The 22536-nt window shown below is 73.3% G+C and carries 18 protein-coding genes and 4 tRNA genes; 16 read left to right on the plus strand and 6 right to left on the minus strand.

Going from position 1 to position 22536, the window contains the following annotated elements:
* Positions 1 to 87 precede the first annotated feature (87 nt).
* Both E9529_RS00925 and E9529_RS00930 read right to left on the minus strand, forming a co-directional pair.
* Positions 88 to 1482 (minus strand): NarK/NasA family nitrate transporter, encoded by a 1395-nt coding sequence (locus tag E9529_RS00925; RefSeq protein ID WP_236829254.1) that lies wholly within the window; start codon positions 1480 to 1482, stop codon positions 88 to 90.
* Positions 1479 to 5162 (minus strand): molybdopterin-dependent oxidoreductase, encoded by a 3684-nt coding sequence (locus E9529_RS00930; RefSeq protein ID WP_236829255.1) that lies wholly within the window; start codon positions 5160 to 5162, stop codon positions 1479 to 1481. The genes E9529_RS00925 and E9529_RS00930 overlap by 4 nt, the downstream gene beginning before the upstream one ends.
* A gap of 191 nt (positions 5163 to 5353) precedes the next feature.
* Here E9529_RS00930 and E9529_RS00935 point away from each other — a divergent pair, with 191 nt between their 5' ends.
* The 3 genes from E9529_RS00935 to htpX all read left to right on the plus strand — a co-directional run bounded on the left by E9529_RS00935 (position 5354) and on the right by htpX (position 10005).
* Positions 5354 to 8044: an EAL domain-containing protein gene (locus E9529_RS00935; RefSeq protein ID WP_236829256.1), complete on the plus strand. Its 2691-nt coding sequence runs from the start codon at positions 5354 to 5356 to the stop codon at positions 8042 to 8044.
* A 32-nt stretch (positions 8045 to 8076) separates the two neighbouring features.
* Positions 8077 to 8736: a pyridoxamine 5'-phosphate oxidase family protein gene (locus E9529_RS00940; RefSeq protein ID WP_236829257.1), complete on the plus strand. Its 660-nt coding sequence runs from the start codon at positions 8077 to 8079 to the stop codon at positions 8734 to 8736.
* A gap of 399 nt (positions 8737 to 9135) precedes the next feature.
* Positions 9136 to 10005: a zinc metalloprotease HtpX gene (gene htpX, locus E9529_RS00945; protein WP_236829258.1), complete on the plus strand. Its 870-nt coding sequence runs from the start codon at positions 9136 to 9138 to the stop codon at positions 10003 to 10005.
* Between the two features lie 16 nt (positions 10006 to 10021).
* Here htpX and pstS read toward each other — a convergent pair whose 3' ends face one another.
* A complete protein-coding gene (gene pstS, locus E9529_RS00950) occupies positions 10022 to 11122 on the minus strand; it encodes a phosphate ABC transporter substrate-binding protein PstS (RefSeq protein WP_236829259.1) in 1101 nt (366 codons plus the stop codon).
* A 136-nt stretch (positions 11123 to 11258) separates the two neighbouring features.
* On the minus strand, positions 11259 to 11750 hold the full coding sequence (locus E9529_RS00955; RefSeq protein WP_236829260.1) for a YajQ family cyclic di-GMP-binding protein: 492 nt from the start codon (positions 11748 to 11750) through the stop codon (positions 11259 to 11261).
* A gap of 104 nt (positions 11751 to 11854) precedes the next feature.
* Between E9529_RS00955 and E9529_RS00960 the strand changes: the two genes are divergently transcribed.
* A tRNA-Tyr gene (locus tag E9529_RS00960) sits at positions 11855 to 11936 on the plus strand.
* 59 nt (positions 11937 to 11995) lie between these two features.
* Here E9529_RS00960 and E9529_RS00965 read toward each other — a convergent pair.
* On the minus strand, positions 11996 to 12427 hold the full coding sequence (locus tag E9529_RS00965; protein WP_236829261.1) for a pilus assembly protein TadG-related protein: 432 nt from the start codon (positions 12425 to 12427) through the stop codon (positions 11996 to 11998).
* 696 nt (positions 12428 to 13123) lie between these two features.
* On the opposite strand from E9529_RS00965, the gene E9529_RS00970 reads away from it, so the two are divergent.
* From E9529_RS00970 to E9529_RS00995, 6 genes are all read left to right on the plus strand, one after another.
* On the plus strand, positions 13124 to 15604 hold the full coding sequence (locus E9529_RS00970; protein WP_236829262.1) for a bifunctional diguanylate cyclase/phosphodiesterase: 2481 nt from the start codon (positions 13124 to 13126) through the stop codon (positions 15602 to 15604).
* 72 nt (positions 15605 to 15676) lie between these two features.
* Positions 15677 to 15749, plus strand: a tRNA-Thr gene (locus E9529_RS00975).
* Between the two features lie 55 nt (positions 15750 to 15804).
* Positions 15805 to 15878: transfer RNA gene (locus tag E9529_RS00980), tRNA-Met, on the plus strand.
* Positions 15879 to 15984: 106 nt separating this feature from the next.
* Positions 15985 to 16149, plus strand: a complete 165-nt coding sequence (gene rpmG / locus E9529_RS00985; RefSeq protein ID WP_014378026.1) for a 50S ribosomal protein L33 — start codon at positions 15985 to 15987, stop codon at positions 16147 to 16149.
* A 31-nt stretch (positions 16150 to 16180) separates the two neighbouring features.
* Positions 16181 to 16627 (plus strand): MaoC family dehydratase N-terminal domain-containing protein, encoded by a 447-nt coding sequence (locus E9529_RS00990; RefSeq protein WP_236829263.1) that lies wholly within the window; start codon positions 16181 to 16183, stop codon positions 16625 to 16627.
* Positions 16624 to 17031 carry a MaoC family dehydratase gene (locus tag E9529_RS00995; protein ID WP_236829264.1) on the plus strand — a complete coding sequence of 136 codons (408 nt, stop codon included), beginning with the start codon at positions 16624 to 16626 and terminating at the stop codon, positions 17029 to 17031. The genes E9529_RS00990 and E9529_RS00995 overlap by 4 nt, the downstream gene beginning before the upstream one ends.
* A gap of 24 nt (positions 17032 to 17055) precedes the next feature.
* On the opposite strand, the gene E9529_RS01000 is transcribed toward E9529_RS00995, so the two are convergent.
* The gene (locus tag E9529_RS01000; RefSeq protein ID WP_236829265.1) at positions 17056 to 18309 is read right to left on the minus strand and encodes a pyridoxal phosphate-dependent aminotransferase; all 1254 of its coding nucleotides are present in this window, start codon (positions 18307 to 18309) and stop codon (positions 17056 to 17058) included.
* A 240-nt stretch (positions 18310 to 18549) separates the two neighbouring features.
* Here E9529_RS01000 and E9529_RS01005 point away from each other — a divergent pair.
* From E9529_RS01005 to rplJ, 6 genes are all read left to right on the plus strand, one after another.
* Positions 18550 to 18625: transfer RNA gene (locus tag E9529_RS01005), tRNA-Trp, on the plus strand.
* A gap of 70 nt (positions 18626 to 18695) precedes the next feature.
* Positions 18696 to 19235: a preprotein translocase subunit SecE gene (secE, locus tag E9529_RS01010; RefSeq protein ID WP_236829266.1), complete on the plus strand. Its 540-nt coding sequence runs from the start codon at positions 18696 to 18698 to the stop codon at positions 19233 to 19235.
* A gap of 45 nt (positions 19236 to 19280) precedes the next feature.
* The gene (gene nusG, locus E9529_RS01015) at positions 19281 to 20189 is read left to right on the plus strand and encodes a transcription termination/antitermination protein NusG (protein WP_236829267.1); all 909 of its coding nucleotides are present in this window, start codon (positions 19281 to 19283) and stop codon (positions 20187 to 20189) included.
* A gap of 49 nt (positions 20190 to 20238) precedes the next feature.
* Positions 20239 to 20670 carry a 50S ribosomal protein L11 gene (rplK, locus tag E9529_RS01020; protein WP_236829268.1) on the plus strand — a complete coding sequence of 144 codons (432 nt, stop codon included), beginning with the start codon at positions 20239 to 20241 and terminating at the stop codon, positions 20668 to 20670.
* 139 nt (positions 20671 to 20809) lie between these two features.
* Positions 20810 to 21529 carry a 50S ribosomal protein L1 gene (rplA, locus tag E9529_RS01025; RefSeq protein WP_236829269.1) on the plus strand — a complete coding sequence of 240 codons (720 nt, stop codon included), beginning with the start codon at positions 20810 to 20812 and terminating at the stop codon, positions 21527 to 21529.
* A 398-nt stretch (positions 21530 to 21927) separates the two neighbouring features.
* The gene (gene rplJ, locus E9529_RS01030) at positions 21928 to 22521 is read left to right on the plus strand and encodes a 50S ribosomal protein L10 (RefSeq protein WP_091929128.1); all 594 of its coding nucleotides are present in this window, start codon (positions 21928 to 21930) and stop codon (positions 22519 to 22521) included.
* The last annotated feature ends 15 nt before the right edge of the window (positions 22522 to 22536 follow it).

Here is a 22536-nt window from a genome sequence, read left to right on the forward strand (position 1 = left end):
GCCACCTCCGGCGCGGCGTCGGACCGGACGTCCGAGGACGACCGGCTGGTCACCCAGGACCACCACATGATCGCCGACGGGCCGCCGTCACAGGCCCGAGGCGCGCGAGCCGCGCCGCAGGTAGACGGCCCAGGTGGTCCCGAGGCACAGGACGTAGGCCCCGATGAACCCCACGTACGCCGCGTCACCGGTGCCCGTCGTGAGGAACGACTGGCGGAAGGCCAGGTTGACCAGGACGCCACCGGAGGCACCGATGGCGCCGGCCAGGCCGATCACCGCACCGGACAGCCGCAGCGCCCGCGCGTCGGCGGTCGCGGAGTCCTCGCCCGCCGCCACGGCGTCCATGGCCTGGAGCCGGAAGATGCCCGGGATCATCTTGTACGTCGATCCGTTGCCCATGCCGCTGAGCACGAACAGCGCCACGAAGCCGGCGACGAACAGGGGGAGCGAGCCCAGCTGGCTGGCCGTCCAGACCGCGGCCGCGGCGGCCGCCATGGCCGCGAAGGTGACGCAGGTGACCCGCGCGCCGCCGAACCGGTCGGCGAGGGATCCCCCCACCGGGCGGATCAGCGAGCCGAGCAGCGGGCCGAGCCAGGTCAGCGAGGCGGCGGCCAGCGGAGTGGCGAACGAGCCGCTGAACTGGGTGAGCAGGACCTGCCCGAAGGCGAACGAGAAGCCGATGAACGATCCGAAGCTGCCGATGTAGAGCAGCGACAGGATCCACGTGTGCGGCTCGCGGATGGCCTCCCGCATGACCTTTGGCCGGCTGCTGGCCGTCGTCAGGTTGTCCATCAGGAGCGCGGCACCCACCGCCGCGACGACGATCAGCGGGATGTAGACGGCCAGCAGCAGCCGGGGGTGCGCGGTGCCGGCCGTGGCCAGCACCAGCAGCCCGAGCAGTTGCACCACGGGGACGCCGAGGTTGCCGCCCCCGGCGTTGAGGCCGAGCGCCCACCCCTTGAGCCGGTCCGGGTAGAACGCGTTGATGTTGGCCATGGAGCTGGCGAAGTTGCCGCCGCCCACCCCGGCCAGGCAGGCGACGAGCAGCAGCGTCCCGTAGGAGACGCCGGGCTCCAGCACCACCGCCGTGGCCACGGTCGGCACGAGCAGGAGCAGGGCGGAGACGATCGTCCAGTTCCGCCCGCCGAAGCGCGCGACGGCGAAGGTGTAGGGCAGCCGGACGGCCGCGCCGAGAGCGGCGGGCAGCGTGGTGAGCAGGAACTTGCCCGCCGGGTCGATGCCGTACACCGTCTCGGGCAGGAACAGGACCAGGACCGACCACAGGCTCCAGACCGAGAAGCCGATGTGCTCGGAGAAGACCGAGAAGAAGAGGTTGCGGCGGGCGATCCGCCGCCCGGTCTGCTCCCAGAACTCGGGGTCCTCCGGACGCCAGTCGTCGATCCAGCGGCCGCCGGTGCGCCGCCGCACGCGCTGCTGCTCGACGTCGGCCGGCCGCGGGACGGTCGTCCGTTGCGTGCTCATCGGGGCACTCCCATGGGTCGGCCGGCGAGGCTGGGCCCGTCCGGCTGTCGTGGCGGCGGGATCGTGCTGGGCACTTCCTCGTCCGCGGGGCCGTGGTCGACGGGGCGCTCGACGAGCCGCTGGAGGTCCTCCCGGCAGGATCCGCAGCCGGTTCCGGCCCGGGTGCGCTCCATGACGGCACCCAGCGAGCCGCAGCCGGCCGCGACGGCGTCGCAGACCGCCTGCTTGGAGACGCCGTTGCACTGGCAGACGCGGGCGTCCGGCGGCAGGTCACCGACGTCGACCGGGGCAGGGGAGCCGGCCCCGCTGACGAGCAGCCGCAGCCGTTCTGCCGGCAGCGGCGTGCCCCGGTCGTAGGCGTGGGCGAGCGAGGCGGCCTGGCGGGTGTCGCCGATCAAGGTCGCCCCGACCAGCCGGTCGTCACGGATGACGACCGACAGGTGGACCCCGCGGCGCGGCTCCGAGATCACCACGTGCTCGTCATCCGGGCCGGGAGCCTTGGCGCCCATGGTGGCGACGTCGAGCCCGGCGACCTTGAGCTTGGTGGCGGTCCGGCTGCCGAGGTACTCGGCCGTGGGTTCGCTGCCGGTGAGCACGTCGGCCAGGACCGTCGCCTGCTCCCACACCGGGGCGACCAGCCCGTAGACCCGGCCGCGGTGCTCGGCGCACTCACCGATGGCCGAGATGCGGGGGTCGCCGGTGCGCAGCTGGTCGTCGACCAGGACGCCGCGCTCGACCGGCAGGCCGGCGGCCCGCGCGAGGGCGGTCTCCGGCCGCACCCCAGCCGCCACCACGAGGAGGTCGGCGTCGATGGCGCGGCCGTCGTCGAGGAGCGCGCCGCGGAACCGGTCCGTGCCCCGCACCCCGCTGGCGACCACCCCGACGTGCACCCCGATCCCCAGGGCCTCGACCCCGCGCCGGAGGAGCTCACCGGCATCGCCGTCGAGCTGGGTCTCCATGAGGTGCGCCCCGGCGTGCACCACGTCGACCCGGAGGCCGTGCGCCTGGAGGGCGCGGGCGGCCTCCAGGCCCAGCAGGCCGCCGCCGAGGACCAGGGCACTGCGGGCGGTGCGGACCGCGCCCAGGATCGCCCGCACGTCGTCGACGGTGCGGAAGGCGAAGGCGCCGGGGACCAGGTCCCCGGTCGCCGTCCGGAGACCGGTCAGGGGCGGGACGAAGCTGCGGGAGCCCGTGGCCAGCACCAGGTGCTCGTAGGGCAGCGTCGACCCGTCCGCGCAGGTGACCAGGCGGGCGGCGCGGTTGACCCCGGTCACCGGCGTGCCGGCCCGCAGGACCACCCCGCGCTCGGCGTACCAGTCGTGGTCGTTGAGGAGGAGGTCCTCCTCCCGCCTCTCGCCGGCCAGCAACGGGGACAGCAGGATCCGGTTGTAGTTGCCGTGGCGCTCCTCCCCGAGCACGGTGATCCGGAAGCGTTCGTCGCCACCCCGGCGCAGGAGCTCTTCCACGAACCGGGCGCCGGCCATGCCGTTGCCGACGACGACGAGCGGGCTCCGGGAGTCGTGCGGCGGCTCGGGGAGGACGCCTCGGCGGGGGCTTCCCAGCACGGTGCCCGCGGGCACGGTCGGCGACGGCGCAGCGGCCGGTGCCGGGGTCGGCGGGGTGGCGGCTTCCGCGCGGCCGACCCGCGTGACGGCCACCGCGCAGGTCTTGAAGGCCGGCATCCGGCTCGTCGGGTCGAGGGCAGGGTCGGTGAGGGCGTTGGCGCTGGCCTCCCCGCCCCAGTGGAAGGGGGCGAAGACCACGTCGGGACGGATGGTGTCGGTGACGGTGGCGGCGAACCGGGCACGGCCGCGCCGGGTGGACAGCTCCACGACGTCGTCCTGGGCCACGCCCACGCGGGCGGCGAGGTCCGGGTGCAGCTCGGCCCGCGGGACCGGGGCGAGCCCGTGCAGGCTCGGCGTGCGCCGCGTCTGCGCGCCCGACTGGTACTGCGCCAGCACCCGGCCGGTGGTCAGGACGTAGGGATAGTCGTCGTCCGGTTCCTCGTGCGGCGCCACGTGCTCGACCGGCAGGAAACGGGCCCGGCCGTCCGGCGTGGCGAACCGCTCGGTGAACAGCCGCGGGGTCCCGGGGTGCTCGGGCGCGCCGTCGGGAGACGCGGGACACGGCCAGAAGACGCCCTGCTCGGCGTCGATCCGCGCGAGGGTGATGCCCGAGTAGTCCGCCGGCCCGCCGGCCGACGCCCGGCCCAGCTCGGCGAAGACCGTCGCCGGGTCGGCGCTGAACAGGTGCCCGGCACCGAGCCGCCCGGCCAGCTCGGCCAGCAGCTGCAGGTCGTCGCGGACCCCCGGAGGTGCCGGCACGGCGCGGCGCCGGTGGATCACCCGTCCCTCCAGGTTGGTCATGGTGCCCTCCTCCTCCGCCCACATCGCGCTGGGCAGCACGACGTCGGCCAGCGCCGCCGTCTCGGAGAGGAAGAAGTCGCTGACGGCCAGGAAGTCCAGCTCGCGCAGCCGGCTGAGCACGCGGCGCGCGTCCGGCGCCGAGACGGCGACGTTGGAGGCGAGCACCAGGAGGGTGCGCACGCCGCCGTCGGTGCCGAGGGCGTCGAGCAGCTCGAATGCCGACGGCCCCGGGCCGGGGAGGTCGTCCGGGTCGACGCCCCAGACGGCCGCGACGTGCGCCCGGGCGGCGGGGTCGTCGAGCTTGCGGTAGCCCGGGAGCTGGTCGGCCTTCTGCCCGTGCTCACGGCCGCCCTGGCCGTTGCCCTGCCCGGTGATCGTGCCCCAGCCGCTGCCCGGCCGCCCGGGCAGCCCGAGGGCCAGCGCCAGGTTGATCCAGGCCTGCGCCGTGTCCGTACCCGACCGGTGCTGCTCGGCGCCGCGGGCGGTGAGCACGACCGCCCGCTCGGCCCGTGCCAGCGCGAACGCCGTGCGGCGGAGGTGGGCGACGGGCACACCGGTGATCCGCTCGACCCGGTCGGGCCAGTAGCCGGCGACGGCGGCCCGGACGGCGTCGAACCCCGTCGTTCGCGCGGCCACGTAGTCCTCGTCCACCAGCCCCTCGGCGACCACGATGTGCAGGAGGCCGTTGGCCAGCGCGAGATCCGTGCCGGGCAGCGGCTGCAGGTGCAGGCCGGCCTGCCGGGCGGTCGCCGTCCGCCGGGGATCCACGACCACGTGCAGCGCTCCGGAGGCCCGGCCGGTCTCCAGGTGCTGCATGGCCGGCGGCATGGTCTCGGCCGGATTGCCGCCGACGACCAGCACGACGTCGGCCTCCGCGAGGTCGGACAGGGGGAACGGCATCCCGCGGTCGAGGCCGAACGCCCGCACCGCCGCGCCGGCGGCAGAGGACATGCAGAAGCGGCCGTTGTAGTCGATCGAGCGCGTCCGCAGCGCGACGCGGGCGAACTTGCCGAACTGGTAGGCCTGCTCGTTGGTGAGGCCGCCGCCGCCGAAGCAGCCGACCGCGTCCCGGCCGTGCTGCGCCTGCGTGCGCCGGATCGCCGTCACCAGTCGGCCGAGGGCCTCGTCCCAGCTCGACTCCACCAGGGCGCTCGTGCGGTCCCCCGGGACGGCGCGCACCAGCGGCCGCGTCACCCGCTCGGGATGGGTGAGCAGCTCGGCCGATGACCAGCCCTTGGCGCACAGGCCACCACGGTTGGTGGGGAAGTCGGCGGGCGCCACGGAGACGGTGCCGTTCCCCGCGGTCAACGACATCCCGCACTGCAGGGAGCAGTACGGGCAGTGGGTCGGAGTGGTGCGGCCCCTGGAAACGGTCACGCGGTAGCAGTCGGCTGCTCGACGGCACAACTGAAGGGCCGTCGCTGCACCAACCCTGACGGGGGAGGAATGGCGCGACCAGCGCGGAGTTGTTCAAGGAGCGCGTCGAGCCGACCGATGCGGTGGTCATGATTCGGACCCTGCGGCCCTGGCGCCGGCCAGTCGTCGACGCCGGCATCTCGGCACCCAGCCTCTCCGAACGGCTCCTGGCCGTGACCGAGCACGGTGTCTACGCCGTCGACGTCGACGGCCGTTGCGTCGTCGCCAACGATGCGGCCGCCCAGATGCTCGGCACCGTCCGCACGCTGCTCCTGGGCACCACCGTCCACGACCGCCACCACGGTCGTCCGGCCGGGGAGCCGGTGGCGGAGTGCCCGATGTGCACGCCGCTGAGCACCGGCCAGCCCGGTCGCGGGTCCGCGACGCTCGTCCGCGTGGACGGCCGGCCGCTCGCCGTCGAGTACGTCACGTCCCTGGTCTCCCACGAGGGCGAGCCGGTCGCGGTGTGCTGGTTCCAGGACGTGGGAGCCCGAGAGGACACCGCGGCCGCGCTCGCGCAGCTGGAGATGAAGTACCGGGCGGTGACCGAGTCGGCCAACGACGCGATCGTCTCCGCCGACGCGCGCGGCCTCATCGTGAGCTGGAACCGCGGTGGCCAGGCCATGTTCGGCTACGACGAGGCCGAGGTGATCGGCAAGCCGCTGACCATCCTCATGCCCGAGCGCTACCGCGACGCCCACGAGCGCGGCATGGGCCGGTTCCTGCTGACGGGGGAGCCGCGGGTCATCGGCTCCACGGTCGAGGTGCACGCCCAGCACAAGGACGGCACGGAGTTCCCGGTGGAGCTCTCGCTGTCGCACTGGGCCGAGGGCGAGGGCCGGTTCTTCACCGGCATCCTCCGCGACATCACCGAGCGCAAGCGTGCCGAGGAGGCCCTCGCCCGCGAAGCCGGGTTCGTCAAGCTCCTGCAGCGGGTCAGCGTCGCCTCGAACGAGTCCTCCAGCGGCCGCGAGGCGCTGGAGACCGGCCTGCGGATGATCGCCGAGCACACCGGCTGGCCGGTCGGGCACATCTACCTCGCCGACGACGCCGGTCAGATCCTCGAGCCCACCAACGTGTGGGTGCACCCCGACGACGAGCGGCTGGCCGCCTTCCTGCAGGCCACGACGTCCACGCCGTTCCTGGCGGGCACCGGCCTGCCCGGCCGGGTGCTCGCCGCCAAGGAGCCCTGCTGGATCACCGACGTCACCGCCGACGACAACTTCCCGCGCCGCGACGCGGCCCGTGCCGGTGGCCTGGCCGCGGCCTTCGCCTTCCCCGTGATGGTCGGGTCCGACGTCGCCGCGGTGCTGGAGTTCTTCGCCTCCGAGCGCCTCGAGCCGGACGAGGCGCTGTGCGAGGTCATGGGCCAGATCGGCAACCAGCTGGGCCGGGTGGTCGAGCGGGAGGCAGCCCGCGAGCGGCTGACCCACCACGCGCTGCACGACCCGCTGACCGGGCTGCCGAACCGCACGCTGCTGCTCGACCGGCTGGAGGTGGCGCTGGCCCAGCGGAGCCGGGGCGGCGTCGCCGTCGTCTTCGTCGACCTCGACCACTTCAAGCTGGTCAACGACAGCCTGGGCCACGCGGCCGGGGACGCCCTGCTCTGCAGCGCCGCCATGCGGCTGCGCGCCGTGCTGCGGCCCGGGGACACCGTCGCCCGCTTCGGTGGCGACGAGTTCGTCCTCCTGGCCGAGTCCGTCGTCGACGAGCGGGACGCCGAGGGTCTCGCCGAGCGCATCACGGCCGCGCTCGCGCAGCCGTTCGACGTCGGCGGCGAGGAGATGTTCGTGACCGCGAGCATCGGGATCGCCGTCGGCCGGGGCGCCGAGGCCGACGCCCCGACCCTGCTGCGGGACGCCGACGCCGCGATGTACCGGGCCAAGGAGTCCGGTCGCGCCCGTCACGAGGTGTTCGACGCGCACATGCGCGCGGGCGCCGTCCGCCGGCTGGAGATCGTCAACGACCTCCACCGGGCCCTCGAGCGCGAGCAGTTCATGTTGCACTTCCAGCCGCAGATCGACCTGCGCACCAACACCCTCGTCGGCGTCGAGGCGCTGCTGCGGTGGGTGCACCCCGAGCGGGGACTGGTCCCGCCCCTGGAGTTCATCCCGGTGGCCGAGGAGACCGGCATGATCGGTGAGCTGGGTCGCTGGGTGCTGCAGGCGGCGTGCCGGCAGGGCCGGGTGTGGAGGGACCAGTTCCCGGACCACCCGCCGCTGGTCATGAGCGTGAACCTGTCCGGTCGGCAGCTGACCCAGCCGCGGCTGGTCGACGAGGTGGCCGCGGCGCTGGCCGACTCGGGCTTTCCGGCCGAGCAGCTCGTCCTCGAGATCACCGAGTCGGTGCTCATGCACGACATGGTGTCGACGATCGAGACGCTGCAGGCGATCAAGGACCTCGGCGTGCGGCTGGCCATCGACGACTTCGGCACCGGGTACTCGTCGTTGACCTACCTGCAGCGCTTCCCGATCGACGTCCTGAAGATCGACAAGTCCTTCATCGACGGGCTCGGGGGTGACAACGCCGAGGAGTCGGCCGTCACGAGGACCATCGTGTCCCTCGCCAAGGCCCTGCGGCTGGAGACCGTCGCCGAGGGGGTGGAGCGCAGCGAGCACGTGCGCGAGCTGCAGGAGCTCAGTTGCGACATCGCTCAGGGCTACTTCTTCGCCCGGCCGCTCGACGCCCCGACCCTGACCTCGCTCATGGCCCAGCCCGACACCCCGATGGCCGCCTTCGGGCCGCTGCTGGGGCAACCGTCGACGGCCCCCGTCCACTGACCGCGCGCATCGTCCGAACAGAGGGACTTCCCATGCCCGGCTCCTTCGGTGAGCACCTGCTCCAGGACCGCTTCGGCACCAAGCCGCGCGCCCGGGGCTTCTACAACCACCAGATGCTCGACCACGTCAACGACCAGATGCGGGAGTACATCTCCCGCATGGAGATGGTCTTCGTCGCCACCGCCGACGGCGGCGGCGAGGCGGACTGCTCTTTCCGCGCCGGCCCTCCCGGGTTCGTCTGCGTGCTGGACGAGCGCACCCTCGCCTACCCCGAATACCGGGGCAACGGGGTGATGGCCAGCCTCGGCAACATCGTCGAGAACCGCCACATCGGGCTGCTGTTCATCGACTTCTGCGGGGACGCCATCGGGCTGCACGTCAACGGTCGGGCGGCCATCCTGGAGAACGAGGACCTGCTGGCGCAGGGGGCGCTGCCGGTCGGCGTGCTCGACGCGCTCCTGCAGGACGGCGGGCGGAAGCCCGAGCGGTGGGTGCGGGTGGACGTGGTCGAGGCCTACATCCACTGCTCGAAGCACATCCCGCAGATGATCAAGCGTTCCGACGTGCCGCAGGCGTGGGGCACCGACGACGCCGTCCGCAAGGGTGGCGACTACTTCAAGGCCAAGCACTCGTCCCGCCCGTGGGTGGACGGCGCGCCGGTCGGCGCCTCCCCCACCGCGGTGGAGGGCTGAGCTCCGGTCGGTCCCTCAGCGGTCGCGAGCCGACCCGGGGGCTGCGGCTCGTCGACCGTCCGGAGGGCTGCCGGGCTCACTTCCCGTCGCTGTGCGAACGGGCACGTCCACGGTAGTCCGCTCGTCGGCTCGGTCCGGACCACACCCGCGTGAGTGGACGCACGCAGCCCCCGCGTTCCTCGGCGTCCACGCATCCGTGACCCCCGCGCGCGGGGCGGGCGCCACCGCGGGCGGGGCTTCGCGGGCGACGAGACGGCGCTGCAGGGTCGCGGCGGTCCGCCGACTCGCGGACCAGGTCGCCGGACAGGCGACCGGTGTCCCTCACCACGGCGAGGGAGTGGGCGCACCCGTGCAGGGAACGGCCACCTCCGGCGCGGCGTTGGACCGGACGTGCAGCGCATGACCAACGGACTGAAGACCGCCCTCCTGCTCGGCTTGATGGGTGGGCTGATCCTCATGGCCGGCGCCCTGATCGGCGGCCGCGGCGGGCTGGTCATCGCCCTGGTCGTCGCGCTGGGGGTCAACGGCTACGCCTACTTCAACTCCGACAAGCTGGCGCTGCGCGCGATGCGGGCCTTCCCGGTCACCGAGACACAGGCGCCGCAGCTGTACGCGATGGTGCGCGAGCTCGCGACCGAGGCGCGCCAGCCCATGCCCCGGCTCTACGTCAGCCCGACCGACCAGCCCAACGCGTTCGCCACCGGCCGCAACCCGCGCAACGCGGCGGTCTGCGTCACCCAGGGCATCCTCGAGCTGCTCGACCGGCGGCAGCTGCGCGGCGTCCTCGCGCACGAGCTGTCGCACGTCTACAACCGGGACATCCTGATCAGCTCCGTCGCCGGGGCGATGGCGACGGTCATCACCTACCTCGCGCACATGGCGATGTTCGCCTCGCTGTTCGGTGGCCGCTCCGACGAGGACCGGGGTGGCGGCAACGCCCTCGGCGGCCTGCTGCTCATGCTGCTCGGCCCGCTGGCCGCCGGCCTGGTGCAGATGGCGGTGAGTCGCAGCCGCGAGTACCAGGCCGACGCCTCCGGGGCCCAGCTGTCGCAGGACCCGCTGGCGCTGGCCGACGCCCTCCGCGTGATCGAGCGCGGGACGGCGGCCCGCCCGCTGCCGCAGGAGGAGCGGCTGGTCACCCAGAGCCACCTGATGATCGCCAACCCGTTCCGCGGGCAGGGCCTGGCCTCGCTGTTCGCCAGCCACCCGCCGATGCCGCAGCGGATCGCCCGCCTGGAGCAGATGGCCCGCGAGCTCGGCCAGCGCTGAGCGGCCGACTCGGACGTCAAGTCGCGCGGACCGCGTCGATCGCGGCGAGCGCCTGCGCCCGCAGGCCGTCGGAGATGGGGGCCGACCCGGCGACCTCGGCGGCGGCCTGCTGCCCCTCGGGGCTGACCACGTAGCCCATGAAGGCCTGCAGCCGCTCGGCGACCGCCGGGTCGTCGTACTCCATGCAGCCGATGTGGTAGCTGACCAGCACGATCGGGTACTCGCCGGAGCCGGTGGTGTCCCGGTTCAGCTCGATGACGACGTCGTGCTCACCGCGGCCCTCGAGGCGCGGGCTGTTCTCCACGACGGCCGCGGCGGCCTCGGGTGACGGGGCGACGAACTCGCCGCCCACGCCGATGTCGGCGATGCCGAGATCGCCGGCCTGGCTGAGGTCGGCGTAACCGATGGTGCCCTCGCCGCCGCGGACGGCGGCCACGACCCCGGAGTTGCCCTGGGCCGCCTCGCCACCGGGCACCGGCCAGCTGCCGTCGGGCTCGTGCGGCCACGCGCCGTCGGCCGCCTCGGCCAGGTACTCGGTGAAGTTCTCGGTGGTCCCGGACTCGTCCGCGCGGTTCACCGGGGCGACCGGCAGGTCGGGCAGTCCCGTGCCGGGGTTGTCGGCGGCGACCGCCGGGTCGTCCCAGCGGGTGATCCGCTGGTCGAAGATCCCGGCCAGGGTCGCGGGCGACAGGTTGAGCCCGTCGACGCCGGGCAGGTTGTAGACGACGGCGATGGGGGAGATGTAGTTCGGCAGCTCGAACACGCCCGAGGGGCCGCAGCGCTCCTCGGCCTCGGCGAGCTCCTCCTCGTCGAGAGCGGCGTCGGAGCCGGCGAAGTCGGTGCCACCGGCGAGGAACTGCTCGCGGCCGCCGCCGGAGCCGATGGGGTCGTAGCTGACGTCCACGCGGGGCTGGACGGCGGTGAACCCGGCCGTCCAGCCCTGCATGGCCGCCTGCTGGGCGCTGGAACCGGCGCCGACGAGGGAGCCGCTGAGCAGCTCGACCCCCTCGCCGACCTGCGCGCGCTCGTTGGGCGGGACGTAGTTCGCCGCGAGGACGACGAAGCCGCCGACGGCCACTGCGCCGCCGAGGGCGGCGATCTTGCTGCGGGCAGTCACTGCGGCCTTCCGGGGGTCGTCGGGCGCCCGGGGTGGACGCCGGCTCCCGAGAGTACGGCCCGGCGCGCAGCGACCGGGCCCGCCGCCCGGAGCCGTGCCCCCGGCTGCCGGCCCTCGAGAGCCGGCCCCCGGCGGCTCAGCGGTAGTTGTCGAACTGGAGGGCGACGTCGAGGTCGGCGCCGCGGAGGAGCTGCTGCACCGCCTGCAGGTCGTCCCTCTTCTTGCCGCTCACGCGCAGCTGGTCGCCCTGGATCTGCGCCTGGACGCCCTTGGGGCCTTCGTCGCGGATCAGCTTCGCGATCTTCTTGGCGGTGTCGGACTCGATGCCCTGCTTGATCCGCGCGCCGATCTTGTAGGTCTTCCCCGAGGCCTGGGGCTCACCGGCGTCGAGCACCTTGAGCGAGATGTTCCGCTTGATCAGCTTCTCCTTGAACACCTCGAGGGCCGCCGAGACGCGCTCCTCGGTGTCGGCCTGCAGCGTGACGCCGTCCTCGCCGGCCCACGCGATGGTCGCGTTGGTGCCGCGGAAGTCGAACCGCTGGGAGAGCTCCTTGCCCGCCTGGTTCAGGGCGTTGTCGACCTCCTGGCGGTCGACCTTGCTCACGACGTCGAAGGATGAGTCGGCCATGTCGTTTCCTCTCCGTGCGGGACGGGGCGTCCGGACGCCCCGTCGGTGGGGACCCGTCACGTGCCGGGCCCCTGGCTTGTTACTCTCTCCCGCGTACCCATCGCGGCGGGTTGCCCGAGTGGCCAATGGGAGCGGACTGTAAATCCGTCGGCTTAGCCTACGAAGGTTCGAATCCTTCACCCGCCACGCCCGGTACGACGGCCCCCGACCACCAGGTCGGGGGCCGTCGCGCTTCCCCGCCCGGATCAGGGCGTCGTCGGGGCCCGCGCGCTGGAGACGGCGGTGCGCTCGAGCTGCTGCCCGCCCAGGAACAGCCAGCCGAAGGCGATGTCCACGTGGCGGGTGCAGCGCACGGTCACCTCGGCGCCGTCGGTCTCCGCGGCCCAGCTGTCCAGCGTGACCCCGCCGTCGGCGAGCTGGTCGCCGACCGCGGCCTGGGCGGCGGCGCGGGTGAGGGGGAGCTCGGTGCCCACCCCGTGGGCGTAGACGACCGCCTCGTCGGCCTGGTTGGCGGCGGCCAGGGCCGCGCCGTCGCAGATCGACTGCACCTCCTGCTGCTCCAGGAAGGCGTCGGACGCGGCGATCGCCCCGAAGGCCATGAGCGCCGCGACGAGCCAGCAGACCAGGACGAACGGGAGCGTCGAGCCGCGCTCGCGGTCGTCTCGGTCGGGGTGCACGCGCGGGAGCGTAAGCAGCCGCCCGCCGTCGTCCACTGCCTGTGGACACGATCTGTGGACACTGTGGACGGAGGTTCACCCGTCCCCGTGTCCTCCGGTCGGCGGGTGTGGACGACGTGACGTCCGGTGGCCGGCCGCGGGCCCGCGCGCCGGTGAAGTGGATCACTTGGCGTGTGAAAAGGGTGGCGGATGGTCACGACATGGCGTCTCCGGCGGCGTGTCGTGATCGAGATGCTTGTGGGGACCCGTGACGGGAAGGAGTGTCTCCCGCGCGGTCCGTATTCGACGACGCTCTGCCCCCGCGCGTATGGATGGCTGCCGCTCAGCCAATCAGTCGTGCCCACAGGGAGACGTCATGAACAGCACCGTGCAGTGCACCGCCCAGGCCCGCGGCGTGAAGTGGACCCGCGGCGTGAAGTGGACCCGCGGCGTCAAGTGGACCCGTCAGTCGTCCTGACCTTCCGCACGCGTCTCCCGGGTGGCCGTTCCGAGAAGCGGAGCCCCGGAGCGTCACTGCCCATGAACGCGCTGTCCTGCACCGGGGTCGACTGACTCTTCCGGGGCGGACGAGGCTGGCGGTGATCGAGGTCGCTGCTAGCCTTCGCCCGCCCCACGACCCGGGAGAGAGCGCAGTTGCAGGAGCCTGAGCAGCACGTTCGCGAGCCTCGCCGGCCGCCCGCGGTGCGCAGTCCGTGGATGCCGGCGCTGCTCGGGCTGTCGCTCGCCTGCCCGGTGGCCGCGCTGCTGCTCACCAGCCAGCCGCTGGTCGTCCCGGCCGCGGTACTCCTGCTGGTGCTCTTCGCCTCGGTCGCCGCGGAAGGCGTCAACGTCCACGTCGAGTTCCGCCGGCAGAGCTTCCACAGCTCGGCGAGCGAGGTGGCCTTCGTCATCGCGCTCCTGGAGGTCGGTGGCGCGTGGACGGCCGCCACGCGTGCCGTTGCGGTCGCCGTCGTCCTGCTGGCCCACCGGCTCCCCACGGCCAAGGTCGTCTTCAACACCGCCGTGGCCGTGCTGGAGGCCGGGGTGGCCACCGCGATCCTCGCGGTGCTGCCGACCGGTGGCCTCGCCACGCCCTCGACCTGGCTGTCCAGCCTGGTCGCCGTCTTCGCCGCGAACGTCGTGGGCGCAGGCCTCGTGGCCGCGGCGATCACGCTCACCCAGGGGTATCCCGGTCGGGCGATCTGGACCAGCCTCTTCGTCCCGGTCGTGGTGGTGCAGCCGGTCGCCGTCACGATCGGCCTGGCGATCCTCCTGCTGCTGCACACGACCGCGTGGTCGTTGCTCCTGGTCGTGCCGCTGGTCGTCGCGCTGGTGCTGGTCTACCGCCGCTTCGCCGGGGTGACCCGCCAGAGCCACTCCCTCGAGCGGGTCTACGAGTTCGCCCGCCGGGTCGAGCAGGTGGCGCCCGACGACGCCGGCACCCGGCAGATCGTCCAGGCCGTGCGCGAGCTGCTCAACGCCGAGCGGGTGGCCCTCTGGCTGCCGCCCTACCTCGACGAGGGGCCCCGCCTGGTGGTGGCCGCCGAGGACGGTGCGGACTGGTACGACGGACCCGGCGACTCCGACGACCCGCTGCGCCGCCGCGCCGTCGGCTCCACGGGCGGGGCGATCCGCGTCTCGGCCGGCCGCGCCGACGAGCGCGACACCGCCGCGCTGGCGCGCCGGGGCGTGTCCGAGCTGCTGGGCGCACCGGTGACCACGGCCGCCGGTGAACCGGGCTACCTCGAGGTCTGCGACCGCCGCAGCGACATCGTGTCCTTCGGCCGCAGCGAGCGCGGCGCGCTGGAGTCGATGCTCACCCACGTCAACGCGGCGATCCGGCAGCAGCAACTGCTGACCCGCATCCGCTTCGACGCCGACCACGACCGGCTCACCGGGTTGCCGAACCGCCAGCGGCTCGCCGCGGAGATCGACGACCTGCTCACCGCGCAGCCCGCCGGCCCCGGGGCGGGGCTCATCCTCGCCTCCCTCGGCACCTACGCCGACGTCACCGACACCCTGGGGCACGCCGCCAGCGACGAGCTGCTCCTGGTCACCGCCGGCCTGCTCCGCGAGCACGCCCCGCCGCGCGCCCTGCTGGCCCGGATGGAGCGCGAGCAGTTCGCGGTCCTCCTCCCCGGGCTCTCGCTGGCCGCCACCGAGCAGGCCGCGCGGCGGCTGCGCGAGGCGGCGGCCACGCGGGTCCGCGTGGCCGGGCTGGACCTCGAGGTCTCGCTGACCATCGGCGTCGCCGCGGCGCCGGAGCACGGCACCGACGCCGGCACCCTGATGCAGCGGGCGGACGTCGCCCTGCTGGCGGCCGGGGAGTCCGGTGGCGTCGCCAGCTACCACCCGGTGCTCGACCAGCAGAGCCTGCGCCGCCTGCAGCTGGGCACCGAGCTCGCCCAGGCGATGGCCGACGGGCAGATCGGCGTGGTCTTCCAGCCGGTCATCGACGCGCAGACCTCCGACATCGTGTCCGTGGAGACCCTCGTCCGCTGGACCCACCCGCGCTTCGGCAGCATCCCGCCCGAGGACGTGATCGGGCTCGCCGAGCAGATCGGCCGGATCGGGGCGGTGACCGACCACGTCCTGGATCTCGCGCTGGCCCGTTGCCGGCGCTGGCTGGACCAGGGGATCTCGCTGTCGGTCGCGGTCAACGTGTCGGCGTTCTCGCTCAGCGAACCCGACCTGGTCGACCGCGTCCGCGGCGCCCTGGAGCGGCACGGCGTCCCCGGTGAGCTGCTGGTGCTCGAGCTCACCGAGAGCAGCGTCGTCGACGACTCGGTGCGGGAGAGCGCCGTGCTGGAGGACCTGCACGGCCTGGGGCTCCGGCTGTCGATGGACGACTTCGGCACCGGCTACTCGTCGCTCTCCCAGCTCCGGCAGCTGCCGATCGACGAGGTGAAGATCGACAAGTCCTTCGTGCTGTCCATGGCCACCAGCCAGGGGGAGTCCTTCATCGCGCGGTCGATCATCGAGCTGGCCCACAACCTCGGGTTGTGCGTGGTGGCCGAGGGCGTCGAGGACGAGATGACCCGCAACCAGCTCATCGCGATGGGCTGCGACAAGCTGCAGGGTTTCCTGATCAGCCGCCCGCTGCCGGAGGACCGGCTGGAGAAGTGGCTGCTCGCGCGCACCGGCGTCCGATCCGCTGCGCCCGGCGCCACTCACCGCCGCCTGTACGTGCGGACGTGACGGGGCTCGCCGGGACCCCCTGCGAGGCGGTGCCGGGCATCAGGTAGAGTCTTCGACGGCTCCTCGGAGCACGCCCCTTTAGCTCAGTCGGCAGAGCGTCTCCATGGTAAGGAGAAGGTCTACGGTTCGATTCCGTAAAGGGGCTCTGGCAGTACCCGACCGACCGGTCCTGTCGCGAGACCGGCCCGCGTGGTCATCCCGGCGGTGTAGCTCAGCCTGGTAGAGCAAGCGGCTCATAATCGCTGTGTCACCGGTTCAAGTCCGGTCACCGCTACTCCCGACGGACCCGGCAAGCCGGGTCCGTCGCCGTTCCGGCCTCCGGTCGGTGCGGCAGCAGGTCCCGGACCCGGGGCCTGTCCCACAAGGCTAGGAGCGCTCCCGTGGCAGCCACCGACGTCCGTCCGAAGATCACCCTGGCCTGCCAGGAGTGCAAGAACCGGAACTACATCACCCGCAAGAACCGGCGGAACGACCCCGACCGGCTCGAGCTGAAGAAGTACTGCCCGCGCGAGCGCAAGCACACCCTGCACCGCGAGACCCGCTGACGGTCCCCGGCTGCTGAGCGAGGGCGGGAGCATGGCGCTGGACCGGGCACTGGTCGGGCGCAGCTACCCGCCCTCTGCCGTCTACGAGGTCGGCCGGGCGAAGATCGCCGAGTTCGCGGCCGCGGTCGGGGCCACCGACCCGGTGCACCACGACGTCGAGGCCGCCCGCGCCGCGGGCCACGGCGACGTGATCGCGCCGCCGACCTTCGCCATCGTGGTGAGCCTGGAGGCCGCGTTCGTGGTGCTCACCGACGACGAGGTGGGTCTGGACTACAGCCGGGTCGTGCACGGTGAGCAGAAGTTCGCCCACCACCGGCCGATCCGCGCCGGCGACCGGCTGGTCGCCACGACCACGATCGACGCGGCCCGCACCGTCGCGGGCAACGACCTGCTGACCGCCCGGGTGGAGCTGGCGACGGCGGAGGGCGAGCCGGTCTGCACGGCCACCTCGATGCTCGTCGCGCGGGGGGCGGCATGACCGCCGAGGTCGGCACCGAGCTCCCCGAGCTGGTCGTGCGGGTCACCCGCGCCGACCTGGTCCGCTACGCCGGCGCCTCGGGCGACTTCAACCCCATCCACTGGAACGAGCGGGTCGCCCGCGAGGTGGGCCTCCCCGGCGTCATCGCCCACGGCATGCTCACGATGGCGCTGGCCGCGCGGGCGGTCACCGACTGGACCGGTGATCCGGCAGCGCTGCTCGACTACCAGGTCCGCTTCGGCCGCCCGGTCGTCGTCCCCGACGACGACCGGGGCGCCGAGCTGACCGTCCGCGGCACGGTGGCCGCCCTGCTGGACGACGGGCGGGTGCGGGTCGACCTGACCGTCACGAGCGAGGGGGAGAAGGTCCTCTCCCTCGCCCGTGCGGTGGTCCGTCCCGGCTGACGCCCGGGTCGTGGTCGGCCGCGGTCAGCCGGCCGTGGACAGCAGCCGCTGGAGTCGCGAGACCCCCTCGACGAGGTCCTCGTCGCCCAGCGCGTACGACATCCGGACGTAGCCGGGGGTGCCGAACGCCTCGCCCGGCACGACCGCGACCTCGGCCTGCTCGAGGATCAGCTCCGCCAGCTCCGCGCTCGTCTCGGCGGTGCGCCCGCCGATCGGCCGGCCGAGCAGGCCCTTGACCGACGGGTAGGCGTAGAAGGCGCCGTGCGGCTCGGGGCAGGCCACGCCGGGGATCTCGCGCAGCATCTGCACGATGGTCCGCCGGCGCCGGTCGAACGCCGTCCGCATCTCGGCCACCGCCGAGAGGTCGCCGGTCAGCGCGGCGATCGCCGCCGCCTGGGAGACGTTGGCGACGTTGGACGTCGCGTGCGACTGGAGGTTGGTCGCCGCCTTGACGACGTCGGCCGGGCCGGCGATCCAGCCCACCCGCCACCCGGTCATCGCGTAGGTCTTGGCGACCCCGTTCACCACGATGCAGCGGTCGGCGAGCTCGGGCACCAGCACCGGCATCGACGGCGCGGTGAGCCCGCCGTAGGTCAGGTGCTCGTAGATCTCGTCGGTGAGCACCCAGAGGCCTGCGTCGAGCGCCCAGCGGCCGATCTCCTCCACCTGCTCGGGCGGGTACACCGCCCCGGTGGGGTTGGACGGCGAGCAGAACAGCAGCGCCTTCGTCCGGGGGGTGCGGGCGGCCTCGAGCTGCGCCGCCGAGACCAGGTAGCCGCTCTGCTCGTCGGCCACCACCGGCACCGGGACGCCGCCGGCCAGCCGGATGGCCTCGGGGTAGGTGGTCCAGTACGGCGCGGGCAGCAGCACCTCGTCGCCGGGGTCGAGCATCGTCGCGAACGCCTCGTAGACCGCCTGCTTGCCGCCGTTGGTCACCAGCACCTGGGCCGGGGTCAGCTGCAGGCCGGAGTCGCGCGCGGTCTTCGCGACGATCGCCTCCTTGAGCGCGGGCAGGCCGCCGGCGGGCGTGTACCGGTGCATCGACGGCGTCCGGGCGGCGGTGATCGCGGCCTCGACGACGTAGTCCGGCGTCGGGAAGTCCGGCTCGCCCGCGCCGAAGCCGATCACCGGCTTCCCGGCGGCCTTCAGGGCCTTCGCCTTCGCGTCCACGGCCAGCGTCGCGGACTCGGCGATGGCGCCGATGCGACGGGAGATGCGGCGCGCGGCGGGCGGCAGCTCGGAGGTGCGGGCGGTCTCCGTGGCGGAGGCGTCGGTCATGGGACCCATCGTGTCAAAGACCACGCCCTGGGGGTCGCCCGCCCGGTCCCGAGCGGGCCTCCCTCGCGCGCGGGTGCTCCCGCGAGGGAGGCCCCCGGTGGGACGTTGGCTCCCCGCCGCCGCGGTCCCGTACACTGGCTGGCACCGGGGCCTGTTGACCCCGCCACCGGCGTGCCCCGGATCCCACCTCGGGGCCGGTGCCGGCGTGGCGGCGAGACGCCCGGGGCCCACCCAGGGCACAGGGGTGTAGCTCAATTGGCAGAGCAGCGGTCTCCAAAACCGCAGGCTGCAGGTTCAAGTCCTGTCACCCCTGCCAGCAGGACACGGCACGACCGACCGACGGCCCTCGCGGGAGTGGCCACCACCGACGAGGCGAGCGAGGCGCAGTGAGCGACGAGAAGCCGGGCCGCGACGACGACGCGCGCGCCGCCTCCGACGCCGAGCTCACCGACGAGCAGCTGGACCGCGAGGCGCCGGGTGTCGACGACGCCGCCGCGCTGGAGGCCGCCGAGGACGAGGTGGCCGGCGAGGCCGAGGCCGACGAGGACAAGGTCGTCGCCGCGCCGCGGGGCGACCGGGCCGCCCGCCGACGGGGACGGATCACCGCCGACGGCGAGGAGGACGACGAGGCCGCCGCGCCCTCCCGCCGCGCCGCGCGGTCGGTCACGGCGTCGGACCGCGAGGGCTCCCCGACCCGGTCGCGGGCCGCGGCCGAGCGGGCGCGCGCCGAGGAGATGCGGCCGCGCCGCTCGATCATGCGCTTCCTGCGCGAGGTGGTCGCCGAGCTGCGCAAGGTCATCTGGCCCGGCCGGCGGGAGCTGATCACCTACACGACCGTGGTGATCGTGTTCGTCGCGTTCATCGTCGCGCTGGTGGCCGGCCTCGACCTGCTCTTCGCGCAGGGCGTGCTCGCCGTCTTCGGTTGACCCGCCCCCGCGCCTGAACGCCCCCTGACAAGGAAGAGACCCCCTGTGACGGACCCCCGCGAGCCCTTCGAGACCGACAACGCGGTCGAGGGCACCGACCTGGACGACGCCCGATTCGACGAGCGCGGCACCGCTGATGTCGAGACCGGCGCCGGCGAGGCCGGTGCCGCCGAGGGGTCCGGCGACACCGCCGACCTGGCCGCGGGTGCTGCGATCTCCGACGGCGAGGTCGCCGACGCGGCGCCGGAGATCGAGACCGGTGACCCCGACACCCTGGCCACCGACCCCCAGGCCGCGCCCGCCGAGGACTCCGACGTCGCGGTGGAGGAGGACGAGGACCCGGTGGAGGCGCTGCGCAAGGCGCTGCGGATCGCCCCCGGTGACTGGTATGTCGTCCACTCGTACGCGGGCTACGAGAACAAGGTGAAGACCAACCTCGAGGCGCGCATCCAGTCCCTCGACGTGGAGGACTACATCTACCAGATCGAGGTGCCCACCGAGGAGGTCACCGAGATCAAGAACGGCAAGCGTTCGCAGGTCAACCGCAAGGTCCTGCCGGGTTACCTGCTGGTGCGCATGGAGCTCAACGACGAGTCGTGGGGCGCGGTGCGCAACACCCCCGGCGTCACCGGCTTCGTCGGCGCGACCTCCAAGCCCTCGCCGCTGACGATCGACGAGGTCGTGAAGATCCTCGCCCCGGCCACCACGCCGCAGGCTCCGCGGGCCACCGAGACCGCGGCCGCGAGCACGGGTGGCGGCGCCGCCGCCGCGCCGGCCGCCGTCGTCGACTTCGAGGTCGGCGAGTCGGTCACCGTCATGGACGGCCCCTTCGCCACGCTGCCCGCCACCATCAACGAGATCAACGCCGAGCAGCAGAAGCTGCAGGTGCTCGTCTCCATCTTCGGCCGCGAGACGCCCGTCGAGCTCTCGTTCAGCCAGGTCCAGAAGATCTGAGCGACAGGCCCGAAGACCTCACCACCCGATCTGAACCGGAGAAGGAAGCATGCCCCCCAGGAAGCGGTTGACCGCGGTCATCAAGCTCCAGATCAACGCCGGTGCGGCCACCCCCGCCCCGCCCGTGGGTCCGGCGCTGGGCCAGCACGGCGTCAACATTATGGAGTTCTGCAAGGCGTACAACGCCGCGACCGAGTCGCAGCGCGGGAACGTCATCCCCGTGGAGATCTCGGTCTTCGAGGACCGGTCCTTCACGTTCGTCACCAAGACCCCGCCGGCGGCGCGCATGCTGCTGAAGGCCGCTGGTGTCGAGAAGGGCTCGGGCGAGCCGCACAAGACCAAGGTCGCCACGGTCACCCGTGACCAGGTCCGCGAGATCGCCACCACCAAGATGGCCGACCTCAACGCCAACTCGCTCGACCAGGCCGAGAAGATCATCGCCGGCACCGCCCGGTCGATGGGCATCACCGTCACCAACTGACACCCGATGGAACGGCCTCGTCCAGAGGCTCGGCCCGAGCGAGCGAGGGCTGAGGAGGACGGGGTCCTTCACGTGGGAGGGCCACGCCTGGCCCGTGAACCACGCGATCCCCGGCGACGTCCGGGGGAGAGGAACCACCATGGCGAAGCACGGCAAGAAGTTCCGCGCAGCGGCCGAGAAGGTCGACCGCGACAACCTGTACAGCCCGCTCCAGGCCGCCACGCTGGCCAAGGAGACGTCGACGACGGCCTACGACGCCACCGTCGAGGTCGCCATGCGCCTGGGCGTCGACCCGCGCAAGGCCGACCAGATGGTCCGCGGCACGGTCAACCTGCCGCACGGCACCGGCAAGACCGCCCGCGTCATCGTCTTCGCGACCGGCGACAAGGCCGCCGAGGCCGAGGCCGCCGGCGCCGATGTCGTGGGCTCCGACGACCTGATCGAGCGCATCCAGGGCGGCTTCCTGGACTTCGACGCCGCGATCGCGACGCCGGACCAGATGGCCAAGGTCGGCCGCATCGCCCGCATCCTCGGGCCCCGTGGCCTGATGCCGAACCCGAAGACCGGCACGGTGACCCCCGACGTCACCAAGGCCGTCAACGACATCAAGGGCGGGAAGATCAACTTCCGCGTCGACAAGCAGGCCAACCTGCACCTGGTGATCGGCAAGACCTCCTTCGACGAGGCCAAGCTGGTGGAGAACTACGCCGCCGCCCTCGACGAGGTGCTCCGCGCCAAGCCGTCCTCGGCGAAGGGCCGGTACCTGAAGAAGGTCACCATCTCCACCACCATGGGCCCGGGCATCCCGGTCGACCCGAACCGCACCCGCAACCTGACGGTGGACGAGCCCACCGCGTAGGCAGCCCGTCGCCCGACCGGGGCCCCGTTCCGCACCGCGGAGCGGGGCCCCGCGCGTTGCTCCCCCTGCCGGGATCCCGCGATCTCGGCCCTTCCGGCCCTGTGGCGCGCCGAGATCACGTGATCCGGCGTCTTCCACCCGGGCGGTTACCGCCTTCCCGCGGTCATCGCGTACTCTTGCTCCCGTTCCCCCCAAGACCGCTGGTCGTCGCACGTCCGCGTGCGATCGAAGGTCCCGGAGCTCCGGGCGACCCGCGCAGGAGGACGGTTCGATCGGCCGGCGTCCGCGCCCGCCCCTCGCCCCGTGCGTCCTGCGCCGGGGCGTTCCTCGTCTCCGGGCCCTCCGTCGCACGCAGTCGTGCAGCGTCCAGCAGTCGCCCGACAGACGAGAGGAGGCCCATGCCCACGCAGGCGAAGGCCGCGGTGATCGACGAGATCACCGAGCGGTTCCAGTCGTCCAGCGCGGCGGTGCTCACCGAGTACCGCGGGCTGACCGTGGCGCAGCTGACCCAGCTGCGCCGTTCCCTCGGTGAGGGCAGCAGCTACGCCGTCGTCAAGAACACCCTGACGAAGCGGGCGGCGGACTCGGTCGGGCACTCCGACCTGGCCCCGCTGCTCAACGGCCCGACCGCGATCGCCTTCATCGAGGGCGATGTCGTCGAGGCCGCCAAGGCCATCCGCGACTTCGCGCGCGCCAACCCGCTGCTCGTCGTCAAGGGCGGCGTCGTCGAGGGCCGCACCGTCGGCCCCGCCGAGGTCACCGCCCTGGCCGACGTCGAGCCGCGCGAGGTGCTGCTGGCCAAGCTGGCCGGCGCCATGAAGGGCAACCTGACCAAGGCTGCCGGGCTGTTCCAGGCCCCGCTGTCGCAGGTCGCCCGGCTCGCCGAGGCGCTCAAGGAGAAGAAGCCCGCCGAGGCCGGCGCTCCCGAAGCCGCTGCTGCTGACACCACCCCCGACGCTGACGCCGCCGACGCCGCGGCCAGCACCGACTGACCCAAGAAGGAGACA

Source organism: Blastococcus sp. KM273128 (assembly GCF_021698975.1).
GTDB lineage: Bacteria > Actinomycetota > Actinomycetes > Mycobacteriales > Geodermatophilaceae > Blastococcus.